This is a genomic window from Rheinheimera muenzenbergensis (genome assembly GCF_036984005.1).
GTDB classification, from domain to species: Bacteria; Pseudomonadota; Gammaproteobacteria; order Enterobacterales; family Alteromonadaceae; genus Alishewanella; species Alishewanella muenzenbergensis.
Genome location: NZ_JALAAR010000017.1, coordinates 1 through 22502 on the forward strand (window position 1 = coordinate 1; position 22502 = coordinate 22502).

The 22502-nt window shown below is 51.6% G+C and carries 21 protein-coding genes and 1 pseudogene; 21 read left to right on the forward strand and 1 reads right to left on the reverse strand.

Annotation, left to right across the window (positions count from 1 at the left end):
- Positions 1–463: 463 nt before the first annotated feature.
- On the forward strand, positions 464–2092 hold the full coding sequence (locus tag MN202_RS16730; protein WP_335737286.1) for an EAL domain-containing protein: 1629 nt from the start codon (positions 464–466) through the stop codon (positions 2090–2092).
- On the opposite strand, the gene MN202_RS16735 is transcribed toward MN202_RS16730, so the two are convergent.
- Positions 2046–3017: a 1-aminocyclopropane-1-carboxylate deaminase/D-cysteine desulfhydrase gene (locus MN202_RS16735; protein ID WP_335737287.1), complete on the reverse strand. Its 972-nt coding sequence runs from the start codon at positions 3015–3017 to the stop codon at positions 2046–2048. The two genes, MN202_RS16730 and MN202_RS16735, sit on opposite strands and share 47 nt — an antisense overlap.
- Positions 3018–3085: 68 nt before the next feature.
- On the opposite strand from MN202_RS16735, the gene MN202_RS16740 reads away from it, so the two are divergent.
- The 20 genes and pseudogenes from MN202_RS16740 to mreD all read left to right on the forward strand — a co-directional run bounded on the left by MN202_RS16740 (position 3086) and on the right by mreD (position 22492).
- Complete coding sequence (locus MN202_RS16740; RefSeq protein ID WP_335737288.1) at positions 3086–3991, forward strand: hypothetical protein; 906 nt, start codon at positions 3086–3088, stop codon at positions 3989–3991.
- Positions 3988–4587, forward strand: a complete 600-nt coding sequence (locus MN202_RS16745; RefSeq protein ID WP_335737289.1) for a PilN domain-containing protein — start codon at positions 3988–3990, stop codon at positions 4585–4587. Before MN202_RS16740 ends, MN202_RS16745 begins: the two co-directional genes overlap by 4 nt.
- Positions 4584–5234, forward strand: coding sequence for a type II secretion system protein GspM (gene gspM / locus MN202_RS16750; RefSeq protein ID WP_335737290.1), 651 nt, complete (start codon positions 4584–4586; stop codon positions 5232–5234). Before MN202_RS16745 ends, gspM begins: the two co-directional genes overlap by 4 nt.
- Entirely contained in the window at positions 5212–5532 is a 321-nt protein-coding gene (locus MN202_RS16755; protein ID WP_335737291.1) for a hypothetical protein, read from the forward strand. The genes gspM and MN202_RS16755 overlap by 23 nt, the downstream gene beginning before the upstream one ends.
- Positions 5533–5536: 4 nt before the next feature.
- The gene (gene mshL / locus MN202_RS16760; RefSeq protein WP_335737292.1) at positions 5537–7183 is read left to right on the forward strand and encodes a pilus (MSHA type) biogenesis protein MshL; all 1647 of its coding nucleotides are present in this window, start codon (positions 5537–5539) and stop codon (positions 7181–7183) included.
- 3 nt (positions 7184–7186) lie between these two features.
- A complete protein-coding gene (locus MN202_RS16765) occupies positions 7187–8095 on the forward strand; it encodes an ExeA family protein (RefSeq protein WP_335737293.1) in 909 nt (302 codons plus the stop codon).
- Entirely contained in the window at positions 8092–9207 is a 1116-nt protein-coding gene (locus MN202_RS16770; RefSeq protein ID WP_335737294.1) for a tetratricopeptide repeat protein, read from the forward strand. Before MN202_RS16765 ends, MN202_RS16770 begins: the two co-directional genes overlap by 4 nt.
- Positions 9208–9210: 3 nt before the next feature.
- Positions 9211–10938 (forward strand): GspE/PulE family protein, encoded by a 1728-nt coding sequence (locus tag MN202_RS16775; RefSeq protein ID WP_335737295.1) that lies wholly within the window; start codon positions 9211–9213, stop codon positions 10936–10938.
- A 3-nt stretch (positions 10939–10941) separates the two neighbouring features.
- Complete coding sequence (locus MN202_RS16780; RefSeq protein WP_335737296.1) at positions 10942–12171, forward strand: type II secretion system F family protein; 1230 nt, start codon at positions 10942–10944, stop codon at positions 12169–12171.
- An 88-nt stretch (positions 12172–12259) separates the two neighbouring features.
- Positions 12260–12802 carry a prepilin-type N-terminal cleavage/methylation domain-containing protein gene (locus MN202_RS16785; protein WP_335737297.1) on the forward strand — a complete coding sequence of 181 codons (543 nt, stop codon included), beginning with the start codon at positions 12260–12262 and terminating at the stop codon, positions 12800–12802.
- 13 nt (positions 12803–12815) lie between these two features.
- Positions 12816–12863, forward strand: a pseudogene (locus MN202_RS16790) (prepilin-type N-terminal cleavage/methylation domain-containing protein); the annotation flags it as partial.
- Between the two features lie 75 nt (positions 12864–12938).
- On the forward strand, positions 12939–13316 hold the full coding sequence (locus MN202_RS16795) for a hypothetical protein (RefSeq protein WP_335737366.1): 378 nt from the start codon (positions 12939–12941) through the stop codon (positions 13314–13316).
- 17 nt (positions 13317–13333) lie between these two features.
- Positions 13334–13777 (forward strand): type II secretion system protein, encoded by a 444-nt coding sequence (locus tag MN202_RS16800; RefSeq protein ID WP_335737298.1) that lies wholly within the window; start codon positions 13334–13336, stop codon positions 13775–13777.
- On the forward strand, positions 13771–14319 hold the full coding sequence (locus MN202_RS16805; protein WP_335737299.1) for a type IV pilus modification PilV family protein: 549 nt from the start codon (positions 13771–13773) through the stop codon (positions 14317–14319). Before MN202_RS16800 ends, MN202_RS16805 begins: the two co-directional genes overlap by 7 nt.
- Positions 14319–15089, forward strand: a complete 771-nt coding sequence (locus MN202_RS16810; protein WP_335737300.1) for a PilW family protein — start codon at positions 14319–14321, stop codon at positions 15087–15089. Before MN202_RS16805 ends, MN202_RS16810 begins: the two co-directional genes overlap by 1 nt.
- Complete coding sequence (locus MN202_RS16815; protein WP_335737301.1) at positions 15079–15486, forward strand: type II secretory pathway component; 408 nt, start codon at positions 15079–15081, stop codon at positions 15484–15486. The genes MN202_RS16810 and MN202_RS16815 overlap by 11 nt, the downstream gene beginning before the upstream one ends.
- Entirely contained in the window at positions 15486–19862 is a 4377-nt protein-coding gene (locus tag MN202_RS16820) for a DUF6701 domain-containing protein (RefSeq protein WP_335737302.1), read from the forward strand. Before MN202_RS16815 ends, MN202_RS16820 begins: the two co-directional genes overlap by 1 nt.
- A 217-nt stretch (positions 19863–20079) precedes the next feature.
- Complete coding sequence (locus MN202_RS16825; protein WP_008219881.1) at positions 20080–21123, forward strand: rod shape-determining protein; 1044 nt, start codon at positions 20080–20082, stop codon at positions 21121–21123.
- Between the two features lie 29 nt (positions 21124–21152).
- Positions 21153–22010 (forward strand): rod shape-determining protein MreC, encoded by an 858-nt coding sequence (mreC, locus tag MN202_RS16830; RefSeq protein WP_335737303.1) that lies wholly within the window; start codon positions 21153–21155, stop codon positions 22008–22010.
- Positions 22010–22492: a rod shape-determining protein MreD gene (gene mreD, locus MN202_RS16835; RefSeq protein WP_335737304.1), complete on the forward strand. Its 483-nt coding sequence runs from the start codon at positions 22010–22012 to the stop codon at positions 22490–22492. Before mreC ends, mreD begins: the two co-directional genes overlap by 1 nt.
- The last annotated feature ends 10 nt before the right edge of the window (positions 22493–22502 follow it).

Genomic DNA, 22502 nt, shown 5'->3' on the forward strand with positions numbered 1-22502 from the left:
GAACTCAGAAGTGAAACGCAGCTGCGACGATGGTAGTGTAGCATTCGCTATGCGAGAGTAGTTCACCGCCAGGCACCCAAATAAGCAAGCCCTTCGTGAAAACGAAGGGTTTTTTTATTTGTATTGTCTGATGGTTACCTGCCCGAGCAAGTGAACGCTATGCGACAAAAATGTCCGGAACATTTTTGGACAGCTTCAGCTGGTCCCGTAGGGACGAGGCGCACGATGCGCCGAGCAATGTAGTTCACCGCTGGCAGGCCAGCCCAGCAACCACCTCATTCAAGCGAAAGGCCTACCCTAACCGGTAGGCCTTTTTGCGTTGCTGCGCCTGCCTGAGCAATGTAGTTCACTGCCAGACATTCACCGCTGGCACCTCATGATGCAAAACAGAAAAAATTGCTGAAAAACTCGACAAACGCCGACGAAAGATTAACACTGAAAACACTATCAAAAGGAGTTGGTTGTGTCGTTATCTTCCTCTGTCAAACCTCAAGCTCTACAGTTATTGCCTGCCATTGCATTAGTGCTGGTATTGCAGACAACCATTGCTATTTTGCTATTGGCTCTGGCCTGGCCGATCATTTGGTCTGTCATTATTCATATTGCAACTGCCATATTGAGTATTGGTGCTATTGTCATGCTGCTACAGCGCCAACAACGTATACAAAGTGATGAATTAGGTGCAGTGAATAAAGCGCTAACTGAGCTTGAAGGCCAACTTGAACATCATGGTGATCGCCGTTTTGCCACAGCAGAACGACTGCAGCAATTGCAGGCTAAGATTCTGCAACTGCATAAACGGGACGCAGAAGTACGGCATCTGGTGCGGGTACAAGGTCTGATAGATCATGAGTTGGCAATTGGTAACCGGGTGTTTTTTGAAAGCAAGCTGCAGCATTATCTTGAGGATGGTACTGAATTTGAAGAAGGTGCAGTGTACATCATCCAGCTTAGCCATCCGGAGCCGGGGCGTGCCGGCGTTAAACAACTGCAACGTTTGCGTGGTTGTGTAGATATCCTAAATGCTCTGGCGGCAGATTATACCGAAACCGTTCTGGCCCGGCTGTCTGAAAATGATCTGGTATTTATGGTATCAGGCATTACCGGCCGTGACGTCGATAAACTTGGCGATAGAATGGCGACCTTATTAAGCCGTGCTGCCTGTTTTGCCGACTGCATTGAACTGGATGTGTTGCATATTGGCTATGCACCTTACCAGCGGGGGCAAACATCTTATCAAATCCTTTCCGAGGCCGACATGGCACTGCGTACTGCGCAGTTACAGGGGCCAAATGCAGCACATGGGTTTATTCAGCAGCAGGATAAGTCTCTGGCTAAAGGCTCAGTCTGGTGGCGCTCTGAATTAAACCGGGCGCTACAGGAGCAACGCTTCAGCCTGAGCTTTCAGCCAGTGTTCTCCTGGCAGGACGGTGACGTATTGCAACATGAAGTGTTGATAAGATTGCAAAGCAGTGATGGCCAACAAATACCCGCTGCGGTTTTTTTGCCAATGGCGTTTAATTGCGGTCTGGCAGGACAAATCGATCAGCATGTGTTGTTGAAGGCCGCACGCTTGTGCGCCGCCGATTACCGGCATCAGAGTCGCTGCAGTGTCAATATTAGTGTGCACGCACTGTTGGATGCTCAGTGGTGGCAATGGCTTGAACAGATGCTGCTATCCGGACAACTTGAAGCTCAGCAATTCGCACTGGAAGTGGCAGAACATCATTTAATTAAGAATTTTAAAAAGTTACGAGCGAAGTTGCACAAGCTGCATAAGGCCGGTTTTGCTTTAATCGTTGATCAGGTAGGTCTGGTTATTGATAACGCGGTATATGCTGATGAGTTGCCGCTGGAATCGGTTAAGTTACACCCTTCAGTAGTACGCAATATTGATCAGCACCTGGAGCAACAACTCTTTGTGCGGGGCCTGGTTGCCGGTTATGCCGGCAAAGGCGTCCGGGTTATAGCCAGTGGTGTAGAGCTGGAAAGCGAATGGCTAACCTTACAGAAGTTGGGTATTGCCGGTGGCCAGGGCTTCTATTTCAGTCAGCCATTGAACCAGATAATAGCGCAAGGTCAGCTGCAGTGATCAGCTGGCGATAGTGTAGCCCGTGTATACCCTGCAAACCACCGGTGTGAAAAAAGCTGATGCGGCGGATTGCCGGCGACAGTTTATTGTTTGCGACCAAATGTACCAGTGCAGCCAGCGCCTTGCCGGTATATATAGGTTCGACATATAACTGTTGCTGTGCTAATTGCCGGCAAAACGCTAGTAACTCTGTATCAAAACGCGCATAACCCGCACCAACGTAATCGCTAATTAACTGCCATTGCCGTAACGGCTGCTGCGCTGGCAGTAACTGTTCGATGCGCTGGTTAAGTGAGCTATCTTTTACTACCGTCAGGCCCAGTATTGCCGTGTCAGCAGGCATAGCCTGACTGGCAATCAGACCTGCAACAGTGCCGCCACTGGCCGTTGCACAACAGACTAAGTTTGCTGGGCCAGAAGGGGTGTTGGCAAAATCTACGTCGCGAAGGCCTTTTGCACCCGCCGCTGAAGAGCCGCCTTCCGGTATCGCTAACATCTGCGGCTGTTGCGCTTGTAAACTGGCGATAAACTCTGAGTCATTGCGCAGACGGTAGCTGTGGCGATCCAGCGCTTTAAGAATCATGCCATGGCGGCGGCAAAAGTTCAGCGTGGGATTGCTATCGTCGAGTTGGTCAGTTCTGACATAACCGGTGCTACGTAAACCCAGCTGTTGGCATGCTTTGGCTACCGCGGCCAAGTGATTGGAAAAAGCGCCACCAAAGGTAAAAACGCCACTTTTTTGTTGTTGCAGTGCCTGTTGCAACGGATAACGCAGTTTAAGGATCTTATTGCCAGATACCGCATTACAGCCGGTATCTAAATGGCACAGCCATATTTCAACCCTATTGTTGCTAAGCTGGGGATATTGTAATTGCTGCCAGCGAAGCTGCGGCTGCCAGAACTGAACTGATGATGAATACAACATAGTAAGACGCATGACAGCTGACCGAATAGCCGTTAGTATAACGATATGCAGCTAGCGAACGGTAATTTATGCTGGAAAAAATAAGCAGTTACTTCAGGCGTCAAGGCAATAATGCCGCATCACAGCTTGTCGTGTACCTGACAGCAGACACAGTGCATCTGTTGCGGGTAAGCGCAGGCCAGGTTAGCCAGTGCAGTACGGCAACTTATACTAATGAACAATGGCAGTCGGCGTTGCGACCAGTGTTGGCTGAATTGCCTTCGGCCAGTGTGCTGGATGTGATACTAGCGCCAGAGTTTTATCAGCTGGTACAGTTAGATAAGCCTGCACTAACAGATGCAGAATTGCTGCAGGCGTTACCCTGGCAGGTAAAAGATCTGGTAACAGTACCGGCTGAAGATATGCTAACCGACTATATTGATTTACCCGGACAAAGCGGTGCACAGGCCAAAATCAATGTTGTAGTCGCCCGGCTGAGTTGGCTGAAGCAACTGGTACAGTGCGTTAGCAGTGCCGATATGCAGCTGAAAACCATACAGCCTGCAGAATGGCTGGCTCATCACCTGATAGCGGCCAGCCCTCAGCCAGCAATGCTGGTTATTCATCAACCCGAGCAAGAAGTGCTGCTGCAAATAGTTCAGGATGGCCGGCTGTATTTCTCCAGACGTACCCGTGGTTTAACCAAGCTACATCTGCTGAGTGCACAAGACGCGCAGGGAGATATGCTGGAGCGCTTGTTGCTTGAGGTGCAGCGTTCGATGGATTATTTTGAAAGTCAGTTAAAGCAAGCACCGGTGCGTGATATCCGGGTGCTAACGCAACAGCCGGATTTAATGTGTAAACTATTAGCAGACAATGGTTTTGGCCGGGTAGAGCCGCTAAGAGCCCCTTTACAGTTAGGCGCCTACAGTAACCAATTTGTCGATTGCTGGCCCGCGATTGCGGCAGCAGTAGCCGGGGAGGCGCTGCCATGATTAAACAGCAGGTCAATCTTTACCAGCCGGTGCTGTATATTCAGCGGCAATTGCTGACTTTGTCCCGTCTGGCATATAGTTGGCTGGCTTTAGTTGTGGTACTGGCACTGGCGTTTTATCTGCTACAACAACAAAGCCAGCGCCAGACAGAGCAACTAGTTGAGCAGCAAAGAGTGCTGGACACTGCTCAGCAGGAAAATGCGATGTATCAACAGGCGCTGGCACAACGTCAACCTGCGCCGGAGCTACTTTTGCAACATCAGCAATTACTACATAGTGTGCAACAAAAGCAGCATTTACTCAGTTACTTAGCTGGGCAACAGCAACAAGCCAGTTTGTTTTACAGCCCGGTATTGCAGCATTTGCAGCAAATCGACCGGCGCGAATTATGGTTAACCCGTTTTTCGTTGCAGCAGCAATACAGCAGTTTTGCCGGTATTGCACTTCAACCTGAAGCTGTACCGCAATGGCTGACAGAGTTAGGCAAGTTAAGTTATTTCCATGGTCAGCGCTTTAGTCAGATTGATTTGCAGCAGGTAACAGACAAAACGGCAGTCAGTTTCTCGCTGACCGCAACGCCAGGAGCGCTACCATGAATCAATGGCAGCAGTTATCAGAGCGTTTCAGCCAATTACAGCCGCGTGAAAAAGGGCTAATAGCAGCGGCAGTTCTATTTTTAACTTTGTGGCTGGCGTTAAATTATTTGCTTGAGCCAAGCTGGCAGGCAACAAAAAAGCAGCAGCTACAACAGCGGCAGCTGCAGCAGCAACTGGCTGATGTTCAGCAGCAAACAGTACAGTTTAAAGCGCAACTTGGCATTGATCAGGACGCCGGATACCGGCAACAGATAGCCGATTTACAACAACAGCAACAGCAGTTGAATGCGCAAATCAGGCAGAGTGCCAGCCATTTTATTGGTGCCGAGCAAATGCTTAGCCTGCTGCAGAATATGTTGGCAAGCAGCGAAGGAGTGCAGATAAAACGTTTAGCCAGTGCACCCGCCGAAGCGGTGAAGCTGGAAGGCCAAACTGCAGAAGACGCTGCTTTGTTGTATCAGCATAAACTGACACTGGTGATGACAGGCAGCTATGCCAGGCTGTATCAGGTACTGACCAGGATGGAGCAATTGCCCTGGTTAATTAACTGGGCCGGCTTACAATACCAAGTAGAACAATACCCTGAAGGGGAATTGAGTCTGGAGCTGATTACAGTGAGTGAACATGAAGATATTATTCGTCTGTAGCTTTTTTATGCTGTCTAGTCAGTTGGTTATGGCTGATCCAACCCGGCCGGCACCGGGATGGCAGGCAGACGCCCTGCAGACTGGCGCAGTGCCAATAACGGAGACGTTAAAACTACAGTTAATTAAAGACAGTCCGCAAGGTAAAACAGCGCTGATAAATGGTCAGCTGCTACGCAAAGGGCAAAGCATTAAACACTATACCGTTGAGGATATCACCGCGCAGCAGGTTACTCTGGAAGCCAATGGTGAGCGGCATGTGTTGTCATTACTTAATACAGCGATAAAACAATATGAATAAAGGTGTGAAAAGTAACAACCTGTGGCTAGCAGGCGTGGTGCTGCTAAGCGGCTGTCAGGCAATGCAAGCCTCTAAAGTACCCGTTGCGGCTGCAGAGCAACTGCAACAGGCGCAACAGGCCAGGCCGCAACCAGTCGCTGCGCCGCAACCGCCGGCAGCCATTACCCGGGATTTGCTCAGCAGCGTCAGCCCGGTAACGCCGGAATTGCCACGATTTAATGTGTCGGCGCAGCAGGCCGACGTTGCCGATGTGTTTCAGTCTTTGGTTGCCGACACGCCATACAGCGTCATGCTGCACCCAGATGTCAGCGGCACTATTACACTGCAGCTTAAACAGGTGACGTTACCGGAAACTATGGCGTTGGTGCGGCAACTGTATGGTTTTGATATCCGCCAGCAGGGCTTGGTATTTAAGGTGTTTCCACCGGGGCTGCGTACAGAAAGCATAGCGGTAAATTACCTGATGCTGCAGCGCCAGGGGTTCTCATCCATAGCGGTGAATTCAGGCGGCGTGTCACAAGATAACCAAAGCGGTCAGAATGGTCAGAATAATCGCAACAATAACACTGCGCAAAATAGTGGCAACCAGGGCGGCCTGAACAACCAGAACCAATCGCAATATGGTCAGCAGCAATTTAACGGCAGTACAATCCAAAGCGAGAGCAAAACCGACTTCTGGAAAGATCTGGAAAAAGCCATTAGCAGTTTACTGGGCAATAAGCCGGAACGTATGGTGGTAGTGACGCCACAGGCCGGTTTGGTAACGGTGCGTGGCATGCCGGAAGAAATTGCTGCTGTGAAGGCATTTCTTGGCCAGTCCGAGCAGCATTTGCAGCGTCAGGTGGTGCTGGAAGCCAAAATTATTGAAGTGACGTTAGATGACGAATATCAACAAGGCATAAATTGGCAAAATGCCATTACCAACCTGCGCAATACCAGTTTTAACTTTAGCACCAGCGGCGCTGTGGCCAGTAATGCCATTAGTTCTTCGTTGGGTGGTGTAACAGCGATCTCGTTTAGCAATGCTGATTTTAACGGCGTCATCAACCTGCTGGAAACCCAGGGCAATGCTCAGGTACTGTCTAGTCCGCGCGTTACGGCAATGAATAATCAAAAAGCGGTAATTAAAGTGGGGCAGGATGAGTATTTTGTTACCGATGTCAGCAGCGACACCACTATAGGGGCTGGCGGAACCACCAGTACACCGAATATTTCACTGCAACCGTTTTTTTCCGGTATTGCATTGGATGTCACACCGCAAATTGACGAAAACGGCAGCGTTATTCTGCATGTGCACCCCTCGGTTACCGAAACTGCTGAACAAAGTAAAACCATCCAGTTTAGTAACGAACGTATAGTACTGCCGCTGGCACAAAGTAATATTCGTGAATCGGATACCATTATCCGCGCCCGCAGCGGCGAAATTGTCGTGATCGGTGGCCTGATGCAAACGGTCACCAGCGACAGCGAGTCACGCACGCCGGTTCTTAGCGCTATCCCGTTAGTGGGTAAACTGTTTACCAGTGTTAATAAGGTAGAAAAGAAAAAAGAGCTGGTTATCCTGCTGCGACCTACGGTAGTAGCCGATGGTGTATGGCAGCAACAGTTGCAGCAGTCAGCCGAATATATATCCGACTGGTACCCGAGATAAGCTATGTATCAGCGCCATTTTCAGCTACAGCATCTGCCTTTTGGCCTCACGCCTGATACACGGTTTTTTGTACCGTTGCAGCAACATCAGGATGTGTTGGCCGTGCTGAAAACCGCGCTGAATGCCGGTGAAGGTTTTATAAAAATTAGCGGCGAAGTTGGCAGTGGCAAAACTCTGCTGTGCCGGATGTTATTGCAACAGGCAGAGCCCGACTGGCAACTGGCTTACCTGCCGGATCCTTGTCTGACACCACTGGAGCTGCGCTGGGCCTTGGCGCTGGAGCTGGGCTTGCATTACTCCGGCAATATCGATCCGCCTCAGCTGTTGCAATTGCTGCAGCGCCAGTTAATGTTGCTGGCAGCACAGGGTAAAAAAACCATTATTTTGCTCGACGAAGCGCAGGCACTGCCAGATGACACCCTGGAAGCCTTACGTTTACTGACCAATCTTGAAACAGAGCAGCGAAAGCTGTTGCAAGTCGTGCTATTTGGGCAGCCCGAGCTAAATAGCCGGCTGGGCGCTTATCGGTTCAGGCAGTTACGCCAGCGTATTACTTTTTCCAGCCACCTTAGCCTGATGAGCCGCAAACAGGTTACGGCTTATCTGCGCCAACGTGTATCACAAGCCGGTGCCACGGTGCCGTTGTTTCGTCCGGCGGCGGAAGCTGCCATATGTCGCTATAGCCGTGGCATTCCACGCTTAGTAAATGTGTTGGCGCACAAGGCGTTATTACTGGCATTTGGCGAAGGCCGTGCCGTGGTAACCGCACAGCATGTCCGTTTGGCGGCTCTGGACACCGAAGATGTGTCACCCAAACCCAAAAGCTGGTGGTGGTATAGCTTAGTGGCAATGACATTGTTGACGGCTGGAGTTGCCGTAGCAGCCTGTTGGCCAGGCGGGGCACTGTTATGAGCGTGCTGAACAAAATGCTGCGCGATTTAGAGCAGCGCCAGCACAGCGGTGGCGTCGCAGCGCCACAACCAGACAGCCTTAGCCGCGACGACAGCCGGCCGCTTTGGCTTAATTTGTTGCTGATATTAAGCGCTATTTTGCTGTTGTTTGCGGTATATGCCATTTTAAACCGGCCCGACAACCAGCCACAGCCCGTTGCAGCAGACACCCAGATACAAGCGGGTACGGAACAGCCCCAGGCCGTGGCAGAACCAGAGTTAACGTCTGTTGCCACCTTGCCTGTGGTCCCTGCTATGGCAGCCTTAGTCGCAACGCCGGCTGTCAGCCTGGGATCTGCTGAGCCTGAGCTGGCGATGGCGCCACAACCGCTACCGGCGCAGACTGGCAGTATTGAGCAGGCCGCACCGGCTGCTGACACTGTAGAGGCTGACACTAGCAACCCGGTCGCGACGGCTGATACACAAACAAGCCGTACTGACACAGCCCCGGCAGTCAAGCAGGCGGCAGCGGTAAAAGTTGAGGTGCAACGCTCAGCGCAAACGGCGGCACAAAAAGGCGCGGCTTTGCAACAACAGGCGGTGCAGGCGGCACAGTCCGGCCAGTTAATGCAGGCCATTAACTTATGGCAGCAGGTACAGGCAGTGCAGCCGTTGCAGGCAACGGCTTATCTGGCACAAGCCAGGCTTTGGCTGCAAATGGGCCAGCCGCAACGGGCCGAACAGATTTTACAGCAGGGTATTAGCGCGGGTGCCGATACGGCTGATGTCCGGTTGTTACTGGCACAACTTTATGCCCAGCAACAGCAATGGCAGGCGGCCGACACGGTTTTGCCGGCGCAGTTTGAGCTACAACAGTATCCGGAATATTACGGTTTAAAGGCTACCGTAGCGCAGCAGCTGGGCGATAGCTTTGCTGCCCAGCATTGGTTCGGCCAACTTATTGTGATACAGCCGCAGCAGGCGCGTTGGTGGTTAGGTGCCGCCGTCGCTTTTGATCAACAAGGCCAGCGCCAGCAAGCGCAATTACATTATCGTCAGGCGCTGCAGTGGGGAGAAAAGCTGTCTGCAGAGAGCCGTAACTATATTCAACAGCGTTTAGCTGCAACAGAGTAAGCTATGCTAAGACCACGTTTAAAAATGCGTTTAGGCGATTTACTGGAGCACGAGGGCATAATTTCCGCTTCGCAGCTGCAGCAGGCCTTGCTACAACAACAAAGCAGCGGCCGTAAGCTGGGTGCTACCCTTATTGAGCTTAAATTTTTAACCGAAGTGCAGCTGTTACAGTTTTTAGCGCAACAGCTCAATGTGCCCTTTCTGGATATCGCGCAAAAACAAATTGATCCCAAAGCAGTGCAATTACTACCCGAAGTGCAGGCCCGCCGTTTTCGGGCGCTGGTACTGGAAGATCATGGTAGCAAAGTGATACTGGGTATGAGCGATCCGGCCGATCTGACCGCGCTGGATCAATTGGCGGTTTTACTGGCGCCACGCCAGATAGAACTGGTGGTGGTGCGCGAAAGCCAGCTGATCGAGGCCTTTGACAGCCTGTACCGCCGCACCAAAGACATTGAAAGTTTTGCTACCCAGCTAAAAGCTGAGCACGGTGAAGATAGCCGTACAGATTTTTCTGCGCTGGACGAACTGAACGATGCAGACAACACCATTGTTAAATTGCTGCAGTCTATTTTTGAAGACGCCGTGCAGGTAAAGGCGTCTGACATTCATATCGAGCCGGATGAAAAAGTGCTGCGCATCCGCCAACGGGTAGATGGCGTATTGCAGGAAAATACGCTGGATCAGGTCAGCATAGCCTCAGCTTTAGTGTTGCGGCTTAAATTAATGGCCAACCTGGATATTTCCGAAAAGCGGCTGCCGCAGGATGGCCGCTTTCAGATTAATGTAAAACAACACCAGATAGATGTGCGGATCTCCACCATGCCGGTGCAGCATGGCGAGTCAGTGGTAATGCGTTTGCTGGACCAATCGGCCGGCTTACTGCATCTGGAAGAAACCGGCATGCCGGCGCCAATGCTGGCGAAATTGCGCCGTATTATACAAAGCCCGCACGGCATGATACTGGTAACCGGTCCGACAGGTTCAGGTAAAACGACTACCCTGTATGGCGTGCTGAGTGAGCTTAATCAGCCCGGCAGTAAAATTATTACGGTAGAAGACCCGGTAGAATATCGCCTGCCACGAATTAACCAGGTGCAGGTTAATCACAAAATCGGCCTGACTTTTGGCAATGTACTGCGCACTACCTTACGCCAGGATCCCGACATCATTATGGTCGGTGAGATGCGCGATCAGGAAACCGCAGAAATGGGCCTGCGTGGCGCGTTAACCGGCCACCTGGTGTTATCTACCTTGCATACTAACGATGCCGTTACCAGTACACTGCGGCTAATTGATATGGGCGCGGCACCTTATCTGGTGGCTTCGGCACTGCGCGCCATAGTGGCGCAGCGGCTGGTGCGCCGGCTATGTGACTACTGCAAACAGCCATATCAACCCGATGAGCTGGAAACAAACTGGCTGCGTCATCACAGGGCTAACAGCGCAGCAACTTACTGGCATGCACCGGGATGCCAGTCGTGTAACCATACCGGCTATAAAGGCCGGTTGGGGGTATTTGAACTGTTGCTGATCACCAAACCGCTGGCCGATGCGCTGCGACGTGAGGACACCGCCGGTTTTGCCAATCTGGCGCATACCAGTGAAGGCTTTACCAGTTTAGGTAGCATGGCGCTGCAATATGCGCAGCAGGGTATTACCAGCCTGGACGAAGTTATACGGGTGTCTGAATATCTGGATAACGAGCCTGACGACATGGAGCAAAGCTAAGCCATGGCACAATTTCGCTATACCGCGCGCGATCCAAATGGTAATGCCATTAGCGGCCAGCTAGAAGCCGGTAACGAAAGTGCCGCTGCCGACTTATTGCGCCGCCGCAGTGTCATACCGCTAACCATAGTGCGGCAACAGGATAAGCCGGCAGAGACAGAGCCAGCAATAAGCTGGTGGCAACCTAAAGTTTCATTAACCGACCTGATAATGCTGTCGCGGCAAATGTACTCGCTAACCCGGGCTGGTATTCCTATTATCCGTGCAATTGAAGGGCTGGCGCTAAGTACCGGTTCTAAGCGGCTGCAACAGGTGCTGACCGAGCTGGTTCAGCAACTGGAAAACGGCCGCACCCTGTCTCAGGCGATGGCGGCGCATCCGGCGGTATTCAGCCGGCTAATGGTGAGTATTGTCAACGTAGGTGAAAACACCGGCCGGCTGGATGAAGCCTTTTTACAGCTAACCTACTATTTTGAACAAGAGCAGGAAACCCGTAAGCAAATTAAACAAGCTACCCGCTACCCGATTTTTGTTCTTATTGCGCTGGTTGTGGCAATGTTTATTTTAAACCTGCTGGTGATCCCGCAGTTTGCCAATATGTTTGCCCGCTTTAATGCTGAATTACCCTGGTCTACCCAATTGCTACTGGGCAGTTCGGCGTTTTTTACCCGCTTCTGGCCATTAATAGTGCTGTTTATGCTGGCTGGCGCCTTTGGCCTGCGTTCTTACATTAAAACCGATACCGGCCGGGTAGTGTGGGGCCGCTGGAAAATCCGTTTTCCTATTATTGGCAACGTTATTTACCGTGCGACGCTGGGCCGTTTTGCCCGTAGTTTTGGCATGATGCTAAAAGCCGGCGTGCCACTTACCAGCGCCTTAACCCTGGTTGCAGACGCGGTAGACAACGAGCACCTGGGTGAAAAAATCCGTGACATGCGGCGCAATATCGAGCGCGGTGAAAGCTTGCTGCGGGTAAGCCAGCAAAGCCAGATGTTTACCCCGCTGGTACTACAAATGCTGGCTGTCGGTGAAGAAACCGGTGCTATGGATGATATGCTGTCTGAAGTGGCCGGTTTTTATGAGCGCGAAGTGGCGTTTGATTTAAAAAGCTTAACAGCCAAAATAGAGCCAATACTAATTAGCATAGTAGCGGTAATGGTGTTAATACTGGCACTGGGTATTTTTACGCCGATGTGGGATATGCTAAATGCCTACAAAGGCGGTAGCAGTTAAGCTGGATCAAACACTGAATGCGTAAATGTGGGTGTAATTAATAATAATAGCGATATACTAACAATAACAATCAGATGGAGATACAAGTATGAAACGGCAATCAGGTTTTACATTAATTGAACTGATTATTGTCATAATCATTTTAGGTTTACTGGCCGCAACAGCGCTACCACGGTTTTTGAATGTAACAGAGCAGGCGGAAGATGCCTCATTAGAAGGTGTGGCCGGAGGCTTTGCATCTGCAGTTGGCTTGGTACGAGCGGGTTGGGAAATTGCTGGTCGTCCAAACGATACAGTCGATAACACTACTGAAGTTGATTACGATGGGATCGATATCGGCGTTGATGGTTCTATTGGCTATCCTTCAGGTAATCCTGCTACGGATACTAGAGCAACTGCGGTTTTAGATACGGATTGCTTATTCCTGTTAGACAATCTGTTTCAACAACAATTACAGGCAAATACAACTTTTGCCGTGACTGAGCAGTTTTATGTGCGGGCAGATGCAAATGTCTGCTTTTATCACCAGACTGCCGGTTTAACAGTAGCGCCAACTGCCGTCACTGGAAATAACTCCTTCTCATACAACCCGGCAACTGGTCAGGTGACACTTAATTTAAATAAGCCATAAGTAAGGTGTAGTAATGAAACGCAGTCAAGGTTTTACATTAATAGAATTAATTATCGTAATCGTTATTCTGGGTATACTGGCAGTAACGGCCGCGCCAAGGTTTTTAAATTTTTCCGGTGATGCCAAAGCATCAGTAATGCAAGGCGTTGATGGCGCAGTGAAGTCCGCTTCCTCTTTGGTATACGGCAAGGCAATTATTGCCGGCCAGCAAGGTGCGGCTTTGTCATGCTTGGTCGGTAATGCAGTAACTGCTGCAGCGGGTTCGCCAGCGGCTTGCGCAACTGGCCAGAGTATAATTTTTGGCTATCCAGCGGCGAGTTCAGCTGCAATTACAGCGGTTGCTGATTTAAAGGTGGAAGACTTTGTGTTTAATACTGCATCCGGAACTCCGGCTGCGATCCGTATTGCGCAGACATTAGCTGATTTAGAAGATGATGGTTGCTATGTTGAGTATACGCAGGCAACTGATGCTAATACGCCGTTTACGACGGATATTGAAACTACTGGCTGCTAAGCAAAGAGTTTAACAATATGAACAACGCATCACACAAAGGCTTTACCTTAGTTGAGCTGATTGTGGTGCTGGTAATAATCGGGGTGCTGGCGGTTAGCTTAGTGCCCCGTTTTTTTTCTGCTGCGGGCACGTCGGAATATTTATATCAGGACCAGCTGCTAAACCTGCTGCGCCGGGCGCAAATACAAAGTATGCAATGTACGGTAGCGTGCACCCCGCCTGTTGTTAGCCTAACCAATTCGGCAGCCGTGATAGATGCCGCTAACTGCAACGATAGCCTGACAGCTACTGCCGTATGCATTGCCGGGCGTGATGCGGTAAGTTTGTCACCAGCAGGTAATATTAGCTTTGATAGCCTGGGCCGGCCCAGCTGCAGTGCCGGCAGCTGTACTATCAGTGTGCAGGGCGAGGCCAGACTTAATATTTGTATTGAAAGCGAAGGCTATATACACCCATGCTAAAGCGCAGCCACGGTGTGACCTTAATTGAATTAATCATTGGCATAGTGGTGCTGGCCATCAGCCTGAGCATTATTACCTCGGTGCTGGGGCCCTTGTATGTTAAGTCGGCCGATCCCTGGCATCAGGTGCGGGCGGCTGAACTTGGCCACAGCCTGATGAACGAAATTCTGGCTAAGTCGTTTGATGAAAACAGCAACCGCAGCGGTAGTTTATTGCGTTGTGATGAAGCCGGCGCCCAGGCTTGCACTGCTCAGGCAGATTTTGGTGCCGATTGCCTGCACGGTGGCAGCAGCTGTCCGGGCGGGCCTTATGAGCAGCGCAGCCAGTTTGACGATGTCGATGACTTTGATGGCTTAAATGTCAGTGGCGACCAGATCAGTAATATTTTTGGTAATGACCCACGTATGGCTGAGGTATACCGCAGTTACAGCCTGCAAATTTCCGTCAGCTATGATAACCCGCTAACTAAACGGGTCCTGATCGAGGTCACCACACCAACCGGCGCAGTAATAGATTTTGCTGCCTTAAAAGGAAACTGGTAATGCGCAGCCGCGGCTTTACGCTGGTCGAACTGATTGTCACTATGGTGCTGCTGGCCATACTGGCCGGCGGTGTCAGCAGTTACCTGGGCATAGGGGCCCGGATGTACTCAGACGTAGCAGAGCGTGAGCAGGTGTTAGGCCAAAGCCGCTTTGTGGCTGAGCGGCTGGTGCGCGAAGTGCGCAATGCCGTGCCAAACAGCGTGTTTTTGTCAGCAGCAAGTGATTGTTTGTTCTTTTCGCCGTTACTGTACAGTGGCAGCTATATTTCTCTGCCATTTGACAGCAGCAGCGATGCGCTGACCGTGATCAGCCCCGATTTAGCCGCGATTAGCCCATTGACTTATTTACCGGGCCAGCAACCAAGGGTGGTTATTTACCCACGAAATATAAACGATTTTTATAATCCAGGGCCAAACAGCGGCGCGGCGGCCACCCTGGCTGAGATCAGCACTGTTGATGCCAGCAATGCCCGTTACAACCTAAGGCTGACCAACGCCAATTTTCGCTTTAGCCGCCAGTCGCCGGAGCGGCGTTTTTACATCGCCGGCCAGATGGTAAGCTATTGTTCGCAGGCAGACGGTAAAGGTGGCTACAATTTATTGCGCAATGGGGTGTTAATGACGGAAGGGCTGCGCAGCAATGCGATATTTAAAGTGTATGATGCCGTATTAACCCGCAATTCTGTGGTCAATATCTTTTTACAGTTTGGTGCGCTTAATAACCCGGATATGTTTTTTAACTACGAGGTGCATATTGCCAATGTACCCTAATTTTTCTGCTCAGCGTGGTAGTGTGCTGGTGATTGCGGTGTTTATCATAGTGGTAATGCTGGCGCTGGTGCTGAGCTTATCGCGCTTGCTGATCAGCAGCAGTGAGGCTGTGGTGTATGAGGTGCAGGGCACCCGTACCTTGTTTGCTGCCCAAAGCGGTTTAGAACTCGCCCTGCCACAGTTGTTTCCGCTGATCGGTAGCGCCGATTGCAGTGCCGTTAGCTCAAACCATAGCTTTAGTGGTAAGGCGCTGCAGGGCTGTACCGCACAAATAACGTGTAACGCCTATGCCGACCCCACTCCGGGTGCCAGCCCATTGTATCGACTTAGCAGCAGCGCCAGTTGTGATGCCGGCGATTTTAGTACCAGCCGTACAGTGCAGGTTGAGGTGCGGTGATGAAACAATTGCTGTTGGCTGGTTTGATGTTACTTGTACTGCCGCTTAGCGCCGCGACCTATAATCTGAGCAGTGGCAGCTATCCACCATGCAGCACCAGCTGGAGTGTTAGCGGCAGTACTTATCGCTGCAGCGGCAATGGCCGTATCACACTTAATAGCGGCGACATTGTTATTGCCAATACCAATGCAACTTTGATTGCTAATAATGGTTTAAGTTTGAACGGTGTCACTATCGGCACCACAACAAACCGTATTAATGTGCAAAGTGACTATGGCAGCATTGATGCGGTTAACACTAACACCATCTGGGGCAATGTCAGCGCGACTAGCGCAGCAATAACGCTAAACAATACGACAGTTAACGGCACTATCAGCACCAGCGGTAATATTACTTTAACCGCTGGCGCAGTAACCGGCTTGGTCAGCAGCAGCAACAATACCATTACCACAACTAATACCAATTTGGCTGCCGGAGCCACAGCTCTGTCGGGCATCTCTGTGACCGGAGGCACGGTAGCGGGCAGTTTTGTGTTGCTGGCAAACAATCCGCTGACATTCAGTGGCGTTACGATGACAGCCGGTAGTATAAGCGGGGCCAGTAGTGTCACCGTCAGCAACAGCCAGTTGGGCACAGCCGGTAGCATGATTAATGTTAACAGCAACAGTGATGCGATAACCCTTAGCAACAACAGTGTGGTTTACGGTGTGTTGCAGGCACCGGGCTATTCAACGGTTAATGTGCAAAGCGGTAGCCAGGTGTATGGCCAGTGTTTGCCAAATTCGACACCGGCCAATGCCTGTGTGCCCTACGAAGTGATACCACAGGCCAGGGCGCATTATCCGCTCGATTTATGTGCCGATGTCAGTAATGGCGTGATCAGTGATCTTATTGGTAATTATCCGGCGACAGGCATCAATATTGCGGCTGTTGCCGATGGCCAGGTATTAGAAGCCGGCGATTTCTCTGCCGCTGGCAATGATTATATTAACGTGCCGGCTGGCGCGTTAAACGGTTTGGCCAACTTTAGCGTGTCGCTGTGGTTTCGGCTTGATGCCGGTAGCGGTTTTCGTGAGTTGTTTTCGGCCAGCAGTAACAGCTCAGATACCGAGCTTGAGCTGTATATTAACGGCAGCAATGAAGTGCGCGCCGGCCTGAAAGGTTCTTACCACAACTTTGCCGGCGGTAGCAGCAGCCCTGTGGTTGGCAACAATGTTTGGACGCAGGCGACCCTGACCCGTAGCGGCAGCCAGTTATGTTTGTACTTAAATAACCAGTTAGTGCGCTGTGTCAGCGCCAGTAGCGAGAATTTAAGCGTTCAGCGCGCTGCTGTCGGAGTGTGGTGGCGTGCCAATGGTACACGGCAAGACGATTTTCGTGGTGACATAGACGAAGTGCTGCTGTTTAATCAATCGCTTAGCCAGACCCAAGTTAGCCAGATGTATCAGAATCAGGCGGCGGGGAACAGTTTTAATGGTGCTTTGCGCAGCAGTGCCTGCCAGCAGTGTTTAGCCGACGATTTTAGTGGCGTGTTATCGCCGGATAATTGGGTAACAGCGCGCAGCAGCGGCAATTTCACCCCTTCGGTGGTAGATGGCCGTTTAAGGTTAACTCAGGCTGCAGCCAATCAATCTACGTCTGCAACGTTTCAGCGCTTATATCCGGCAGCAGATAATCTGGTGGTAATAGAGTTTGATTATTATGCCTGGTCGCCGCAGGGCGGCACCGGAGCTGATGGCGTGGCGCTGATTTTATCTGATGCCACTATTACACCCCAACCAGGTGCTTTTGGCGGCTCCCTTGGTTATGCCCAGAAAGGCCCTGGCACAGACTGCCCGAATTGTCCGGGTTTTGCCGGTGGTTGGCTGGGTATAGCGTTGGATGAGTATGGTAATTTTTCCAGCGCCACTGAAGGGCGTAATGGCGGGCCGGGTATTCGATCACAATCGGTGTCGGTGCGTGGTTCTGCTGCCGGCAATTACCGGTATTTAACCGGCACGGCGGCCAATATTTCGCCGCGGATAGATGTGCGCAGCAGTAACGCTGCGGCGCCGGGGCACCGTTACCGCATTACGGTAGACTCGCGTGTGGCTGGCCAGGCGCTGGTGTCGGTACTGCGCAACACGGGTAGTGGTTTTACCGAGGTGATACCGGCATTCAATGCACTGTCTTTTCCCGGTCAGGCTCCGGTACCGGAAAATTTCTTTCTGTCGTTTACTGGCTCAACCGGTGGCTCAAATAATAACCATGAGCTGGATAACCTGAGTATTTGTGCATTGCGCTCTTTGCCGGTCGGGGTGTTAATCGATCACTTTCAGCTAACCCATCCGGCAGAGACAGTAAGTTGCCTGGCGGCACCGGTAGAAGTAAAAGCCTGTTTAAACAATCGCTGCTTAGATGGCGCTGATATTTATACTGATCCGGTCACGGTAACACTGACCGCCAGTGGTAACGCCAGCTGGGCAGGGGGTAATACCGTAACGCTGACTAATGGCGTGGGCACGGCTTACTTACGCAATCCGGTTATTGGCGCTAATCCGGAGATTACCGTTGAGGCTGTTAGCAGCGTACCGGCAGCGAAGGCATTTTTCCGTAGCCGCAACCGGTGTATTGTTGGTGCTGGTGGCGCGCCGTGTAGAATACGCTTTGTTAACTCCGGGCTGATATTCGCTGCTGTCGATGGCGAATCAGCGCTAACTCATCAGACCGCGGGTACCAGTTTTAATGCGGTTTTACGTGCAATTCGCACCAATACTACCACCGGTGCCTGCGAGGCCCGGGCTACGGGTAGCCAGCCAGTGCAGTTGGGCTTTAGTTGTGAAAACCCGGGCAGTTGTATTACCGGGCAGCAATATTCTGTCAATGGCAGTCCCATCGCTGCCAATGCTGCAGCTTCCTCGGCCAATCGCAGCACCGTCAATCTGACTTTTGCTGCCAATGGCTCAGCTCCGCTGGCAATGAATTACACCGATGTTGGTCAACTTAGCTTACATGCCAGCCTGACCTTGCCAGAACAGCTACCTGATCCGGCAATTACCCTGAACGGCAGCAGCAATGCCTTTGTGGTGCGACCGCACACGTTGGCGGTAGTGCAGGCGATGCGGCAAAATGGCTCGGCCAACCCCGGCACAACAAATGCCGGCGATGGTTTTGTCGCCGCCGGCGAAGCGTTTGACGTTGTTATTGAGTCCCGTAATGCTGCGGGTGTGGCCACGCCGAATTTTGGCCGGGAAGCGTTGCGGCAGTTGGTTTCAGCCGCCTTTGATGCACTGGAGTATCCGGCCGGCGGCAGCAATGGTCAGCTGGCCGAGGGGCAGACAAATATCGCGTTACCGGCAGCAAATGGCCAGCAAAGGGTAACGGATGTCAGTTGGAATGAAGTTGGTAGCATCAGCTTGCAGGCCAGGCTCAACAACGATCTGTATTTAGGCGTGGCTGATGTTTCGGCCAAACCGGCCAGTGGTGTGATTGGCCGGTTTTATCCCAATACGTTCAGCCTGGATTTTGCCAGTGTGTTAAATAGCTGCCGTTTGCAAGCCGATGTGAGCGATCACTTCAGTTATATGTCTGAACAGAAGCTGACGGTCAACTATCAGTTGTTGGCGACAGGCGTGGCGGGCAATACGTTACACAATTACGATGCGGCACTTTATACCGATACAGCCGAAATGCTGGTTGTTGCTGAAAATAACTCAGTTCGTTTAGACGCCGCCCGGCTGGCGCTTAATGCGGCACAGTGGCAGCATGGGGTTTATACCGTAGCACAGACTGATGCCGCTTTTAACCGCACTACAACACCAGATGGCCCTTTTGCTGCATTGCAATTCGGTCTGCAAGTTTTACCAGGCTCTGAGCGCGACAACCGTAACTTTTCAACTTTCACACTCGGCACTGACGCAGTAGCGCTAAATGCACCTGAGCAACCATTGCGTATGCGCTACGGCCGCTTGCTGATACAAAACACCGCTGGCCCGGAAGAGGAAGTCTTACCCTTGGTGTTTCGCAGCGAATACTGGAATGGCAGCGCTTTTACGCCGAACCTGGCCGACAATTGCAGCCAGATTAACCCGGCTTTGCTGGCTAACCCACCGCCCAATACAACGCCGCTGCAATTTGGCGGCAGTGTACAGACAATGCTAAACGGCGAATTAGCGGCCGGGCCGGTGTGGATAGCGCCAACAGGCAGTGCAGGTAACTGGTTGGTAGAGTATCAGGCACCGGCGCATTTGCGTTATCAATGGCGCAATCCGATAGCGCCGGCAAGAGCCTGTGATCCGGCGCTTGCAAATCAGCAGCAATGCCCGCAGGCCGATATTATGTTTGGCCGTTTTCGCGGTAATCCACGGCAGATTTTCTGGCGCGAGCGCTTTCAGTAACAGTTCAGGTTGTGCCGTTATGCTGCGCAGCGCCACCAGCTGTAGATAAATAGCGGCGGGGCTTGGTTTAATTGCATAAAAATGTAAGATAAAGCTATTCACTTGGCGGGGAGTTACATAGAATAACCCCAGCACTAATTACTACCCATGTGACGCCACAGCTCAGCGCTGTTGAGTGGTTGTTCGGCGCTCTGGCTAATAAGGATCCGGTTCTTTCATGTTTAATAAATTACGTGGCCTCTTTTCAAACGACTTATCTATCGATCTGGGTACTGCCAATACACTGATTTACGTAAAGGATCAGGGCATAGTACTGAACGAACCGTCGGTTGTTGCTATCCGGCAGGAGCGCGCAGGCGGGCCGAAAAGTGTGGCGGCCGTAGGCCATGCAGCTAAGCGTATGCTGGGCCGTACGCCGGGTAATATTAAAGCTATCCGGCCGATGAAAGATGGCGTGATTGCCGATTTCTACGTCACTGAAAAAATGCTGCAGCATTTTATCCGTCAGGCACACAGCAACAGCTTTTTACGTCCCAGCCCACGGGTGCTGGTATGCGTACCTTGTGGCTCAACCCAGGTAGAACGCCGGGCCATTCGTGAATCAGCACAGGGTGCCGGTGCCCGCGAAGTGTACTTAATTGATGAGCCGATGGCAGCGGCTATTGGTGCCGGCCTGCCGGTGTCAGAAGCGACCGGCTCTATGGTGGTGGATATCGGTGGTGGTACTACCGAAGTGGCCATTATCTCGTTAAACGGTGTGGTGTACTCGTCATCAGTGCGTATTGGTGGTGACAAATTTGACGATGCTATCGTTAACTATATTCGCCGCAATTACGGCATCTTAATTGGTGAAGCGACCGCCGAGCGCATTAAAACTGAAATTGGTTCAGCCTATCCCAGTGACGACGTACTGGAAATTGAAGTACGCGGCCGCAACCTGGCAGAAGGTGTACCACGCAGCTTTACCATGACCAGTAATGAAATTTTAGAAGCGTTGCAAGAGCCATTGGCAGGTATTGTCAGTGCGGTAATGGTCGCGCTGGAACAATCACCGCCAGAGCTGGCGTCGGATATTTCTGAGCGTGGTATGGTACTCACCGGCGGTGGCGCCTTGCTGCGCGACCTGGACCGCTTATTAATGGAAGAAACCGGCATTCCGGTTGTGGTGGCTGATGACCCGTTAACCTGTGTCGCCCGTGGTGGCGGTAAAGCACTGGAGATGATTGATATGCACGGTGGTGACGTGTTCAGTTATGACTAACTGACACTGACGGCTGTGCCAGTACTTGTATGAATGATATGTATTTTCGCGGTCCTTCATTGCCACTGCGGCTGTTACTTGCCGTTGTGTGCAGTGTCGGCCTGATGTTGGTCGACCGCTATACCGACAGTTCTACCCAGCTTCGCAGTTATCTTACCTCTGCCGTCAGCCCGCTGTTTTATGTTGCCAGCCTGCCACAAACCTTATTTTCCGGTGCCTCCGAGCAATTTATGTCGCAACAGGCTGTGCTGGAAGAAAACAGCCGGTTAAAAGAAACCCTGTTACAACAAAGCGGCCAGCTGCAGTTATTGCGGTTTTTGCAGCAGGAAAACGACAAATTACGCGCCTTGCTGGGGTCTGCCGCGCAAATTCCCGGCGAGCCGCTTATCGCTGAAGTGTTGGCGGTATACAGCCACCCGTTCAGTCATCAGGTGGTGCTGAATAAAGGCTCATCTGACGGGGTGCAGGAGCACCAGCCGTTGATTGATGACCAGGGTGTAGTGGGCCAGATCACCAGCCTGGGGCCGACCAGCAGCCGGGCTATTCTGATTTCTGACAACACTCATGCACTGGCTGTGCGCACCGAGCGTACCGGCGTGCGGGCTATTGTTGAAGGGTTGGGGCAGTGGGATTCGTTACGGGTTATGCATTTGCCACACAGCACCGACATTCGCGAGGGCGATCGTCTGTTGACGTCCGGCCTGGATGGCCGTTTCCCTGAAGGGTATCCGGTTGCCCGGGTGACCCGCATCAGCCAGGATGTCAGCCAGCCGTTTATGGTGGTGTATGCCGAGCCTTTCGCCCAATTAGATCGTATTCGCCATGTGCTGTTGCTGGCGCGGCGCCAGGTAGTGACCGATGTTGAGCCGACGCAGGAGCAACCATAATGCGTAAACCACAGCGGCAGGGGTTTATATATCTGTCTTTACTTATCGCCCTGTTGCTGACGGTTATGCCGATGCCGCAACTGGTTAAGCTGGCGCGGCCAGACTGGGCTTTACTGGTATTGATGTACTGGACCATGGCATTACCGCAGCGTATTGGTATTCTTACCGCCTTTTTTACCGGCTTTATTGTTGATGTATTGGTTGGCACCGTGCTGGGGGTCAATGCGCTGGCGTTTTCGGTGGTTATTTTTGCCGTGGCACAGCATCATCTTAAAATCCGTAACTTTTCGGTGATCCAGCAGTCATTGTTGCTTGGGCTGTTGCTGGCGCTGTATCAGTTATTGCTATTCTGGCTCAGCCATTTCCTCACCGGGGTTTACTTCCGGCCGCAGTATCTGTGGCCTGTCATCACCGGCATGTTGGTATGGCCCTGGTTATTCTGGTTATTACGCCGTTACCGGCGGCAGTTAAAAATTCAATGAAATCTGATTA

Bases quoted from the DNA above. Each gene is read 5' to 3' on its own strand.
- MN202_RS16745 (WP_335737289.1), top strand. From the start codon at position 3,988: ATGATTAAACAGCAGGTCAATCTTTACCAGCCGGTGCTGTATATTCAG.
- MN202_RS16735 (WP_335737287.1), bottom strand. From the start codon at position 3,017: ATGTTGTATTCATCATCAGTTCAGTTCTGGCAGCCGCAGCTTCGCTGG.
- MN202_RS16785 (WP_335737297.1), top strand. From the start codon at position 12,260: ATGAAACGGCAATCAGGTTTTACATTAATTGAACTGATTATTGTCATA.
- MN202_RS16810 (WP_335737300.1), top strand. From the start codon at position 14,319: ATGCGCAGCCGCGGCTTTACGCTGGTCGAACTGATTGTCACTATGGTG.
- MN202_RS16755 (WP_335737291.1), top strand. From the start codon at position 5,212: ATGAAGATATTATTCGTCTGTAGCTTTTTTATGCTGTCTAGTCAGTTG.
- MN202_RS16770 (WP_335737294.1), top strand. From the start codon at position 8,092: ATGAGCGTGCTGAACAAAATGCTGCGCGATTTAGAGCAGCGCCAGCAC.
- mreC (WP_335737303.1), top strand. From the start codon at position 21,153: ATGAATGATATGTATTTTCGCGGTCCTTCATTGCCACTGCGGCTGTTA.
- mreD (WP_335737304.1), top strand. From the start codon at position 22,010: ATGCGTAAACCACAGCGGCAGGGGTTTATATATCTGTCTTTACTTATC.
- MN202_RS16765 (WP_335737293.1), top strand. From the start codon at position 7,187: ATGTATCAGCGCCATTTTCAGCTACAGCATCTGCCTTTTGGCCTCACG.
- gspM (WP_335737290.1), top strand. From the start codon at position 4,584: ATGAATCAATGGCAGCAGTTATCAGAGCGTTTCAGCCAATTACAGCCG.
- MN202_RS16780 (WP_335737296.1), top strand. From the start codon at position 10,942: ATGGCACAATTTCGCTATACCGCGCGCGATCCAAATGGTAATGCCATT.
- MN202_RS16820 (WP_335737302.1), top strand. From the start codon at position 15,486: ATGAAACAATTGCTGTTGGCTGGTTTGATGTTACTTGTACTGCCGCTT.
- MN202_RS16775 (WP_335737295.1), top strand. From the start codon at position 9,211: ATGCTAAGACCACGTTTAAAAATGCGTTTAGGCGATTTACTGGAGCAC.
- MN202_RS16805 (WP_335737299.1), top strand. From the start codon at position 13,771: ATGCTAAAGCGCAGCCACGGTGTGACCTTAATTGAATTAATCATTGGC.
- MN202_RS16740 (WP_335737288.1), top strand. From the start codon at position 3,086: ATGCTGGAAAAAATAAGCAGTTACTTCAGGCGTCAAGGCAATAATGCC.
- MN202_RS16795 (WP_335737366.1), top strand. From the start codon at position 12,939: ATGCAAGGCGTTGATGGCGCAGTGAAGTCCGCTTCCTCTTTGGTATAC.
- MN202_RS16815 (WP_335737301.1), top strand. From the start codon at position 15,079: ATGTACCCTAATTTTTCTGCTCAGCGTGGTAGTGTGCTGGTGATTGCG.
- MN202_RS16825 (WP_008219881.1), top strand. From the start codon at position 20,080: ATGTTTAATAAATTACGTGGCCTCTTTTCAAACGACTTATCTATCGAT.
- MN202_RS16800 (WP_335737298.1), top strand. From the start codon at position 13,334: ATGAACAACGCATCACACAAAGGCTTTACCTTAGTTGAGCTGATTGTG.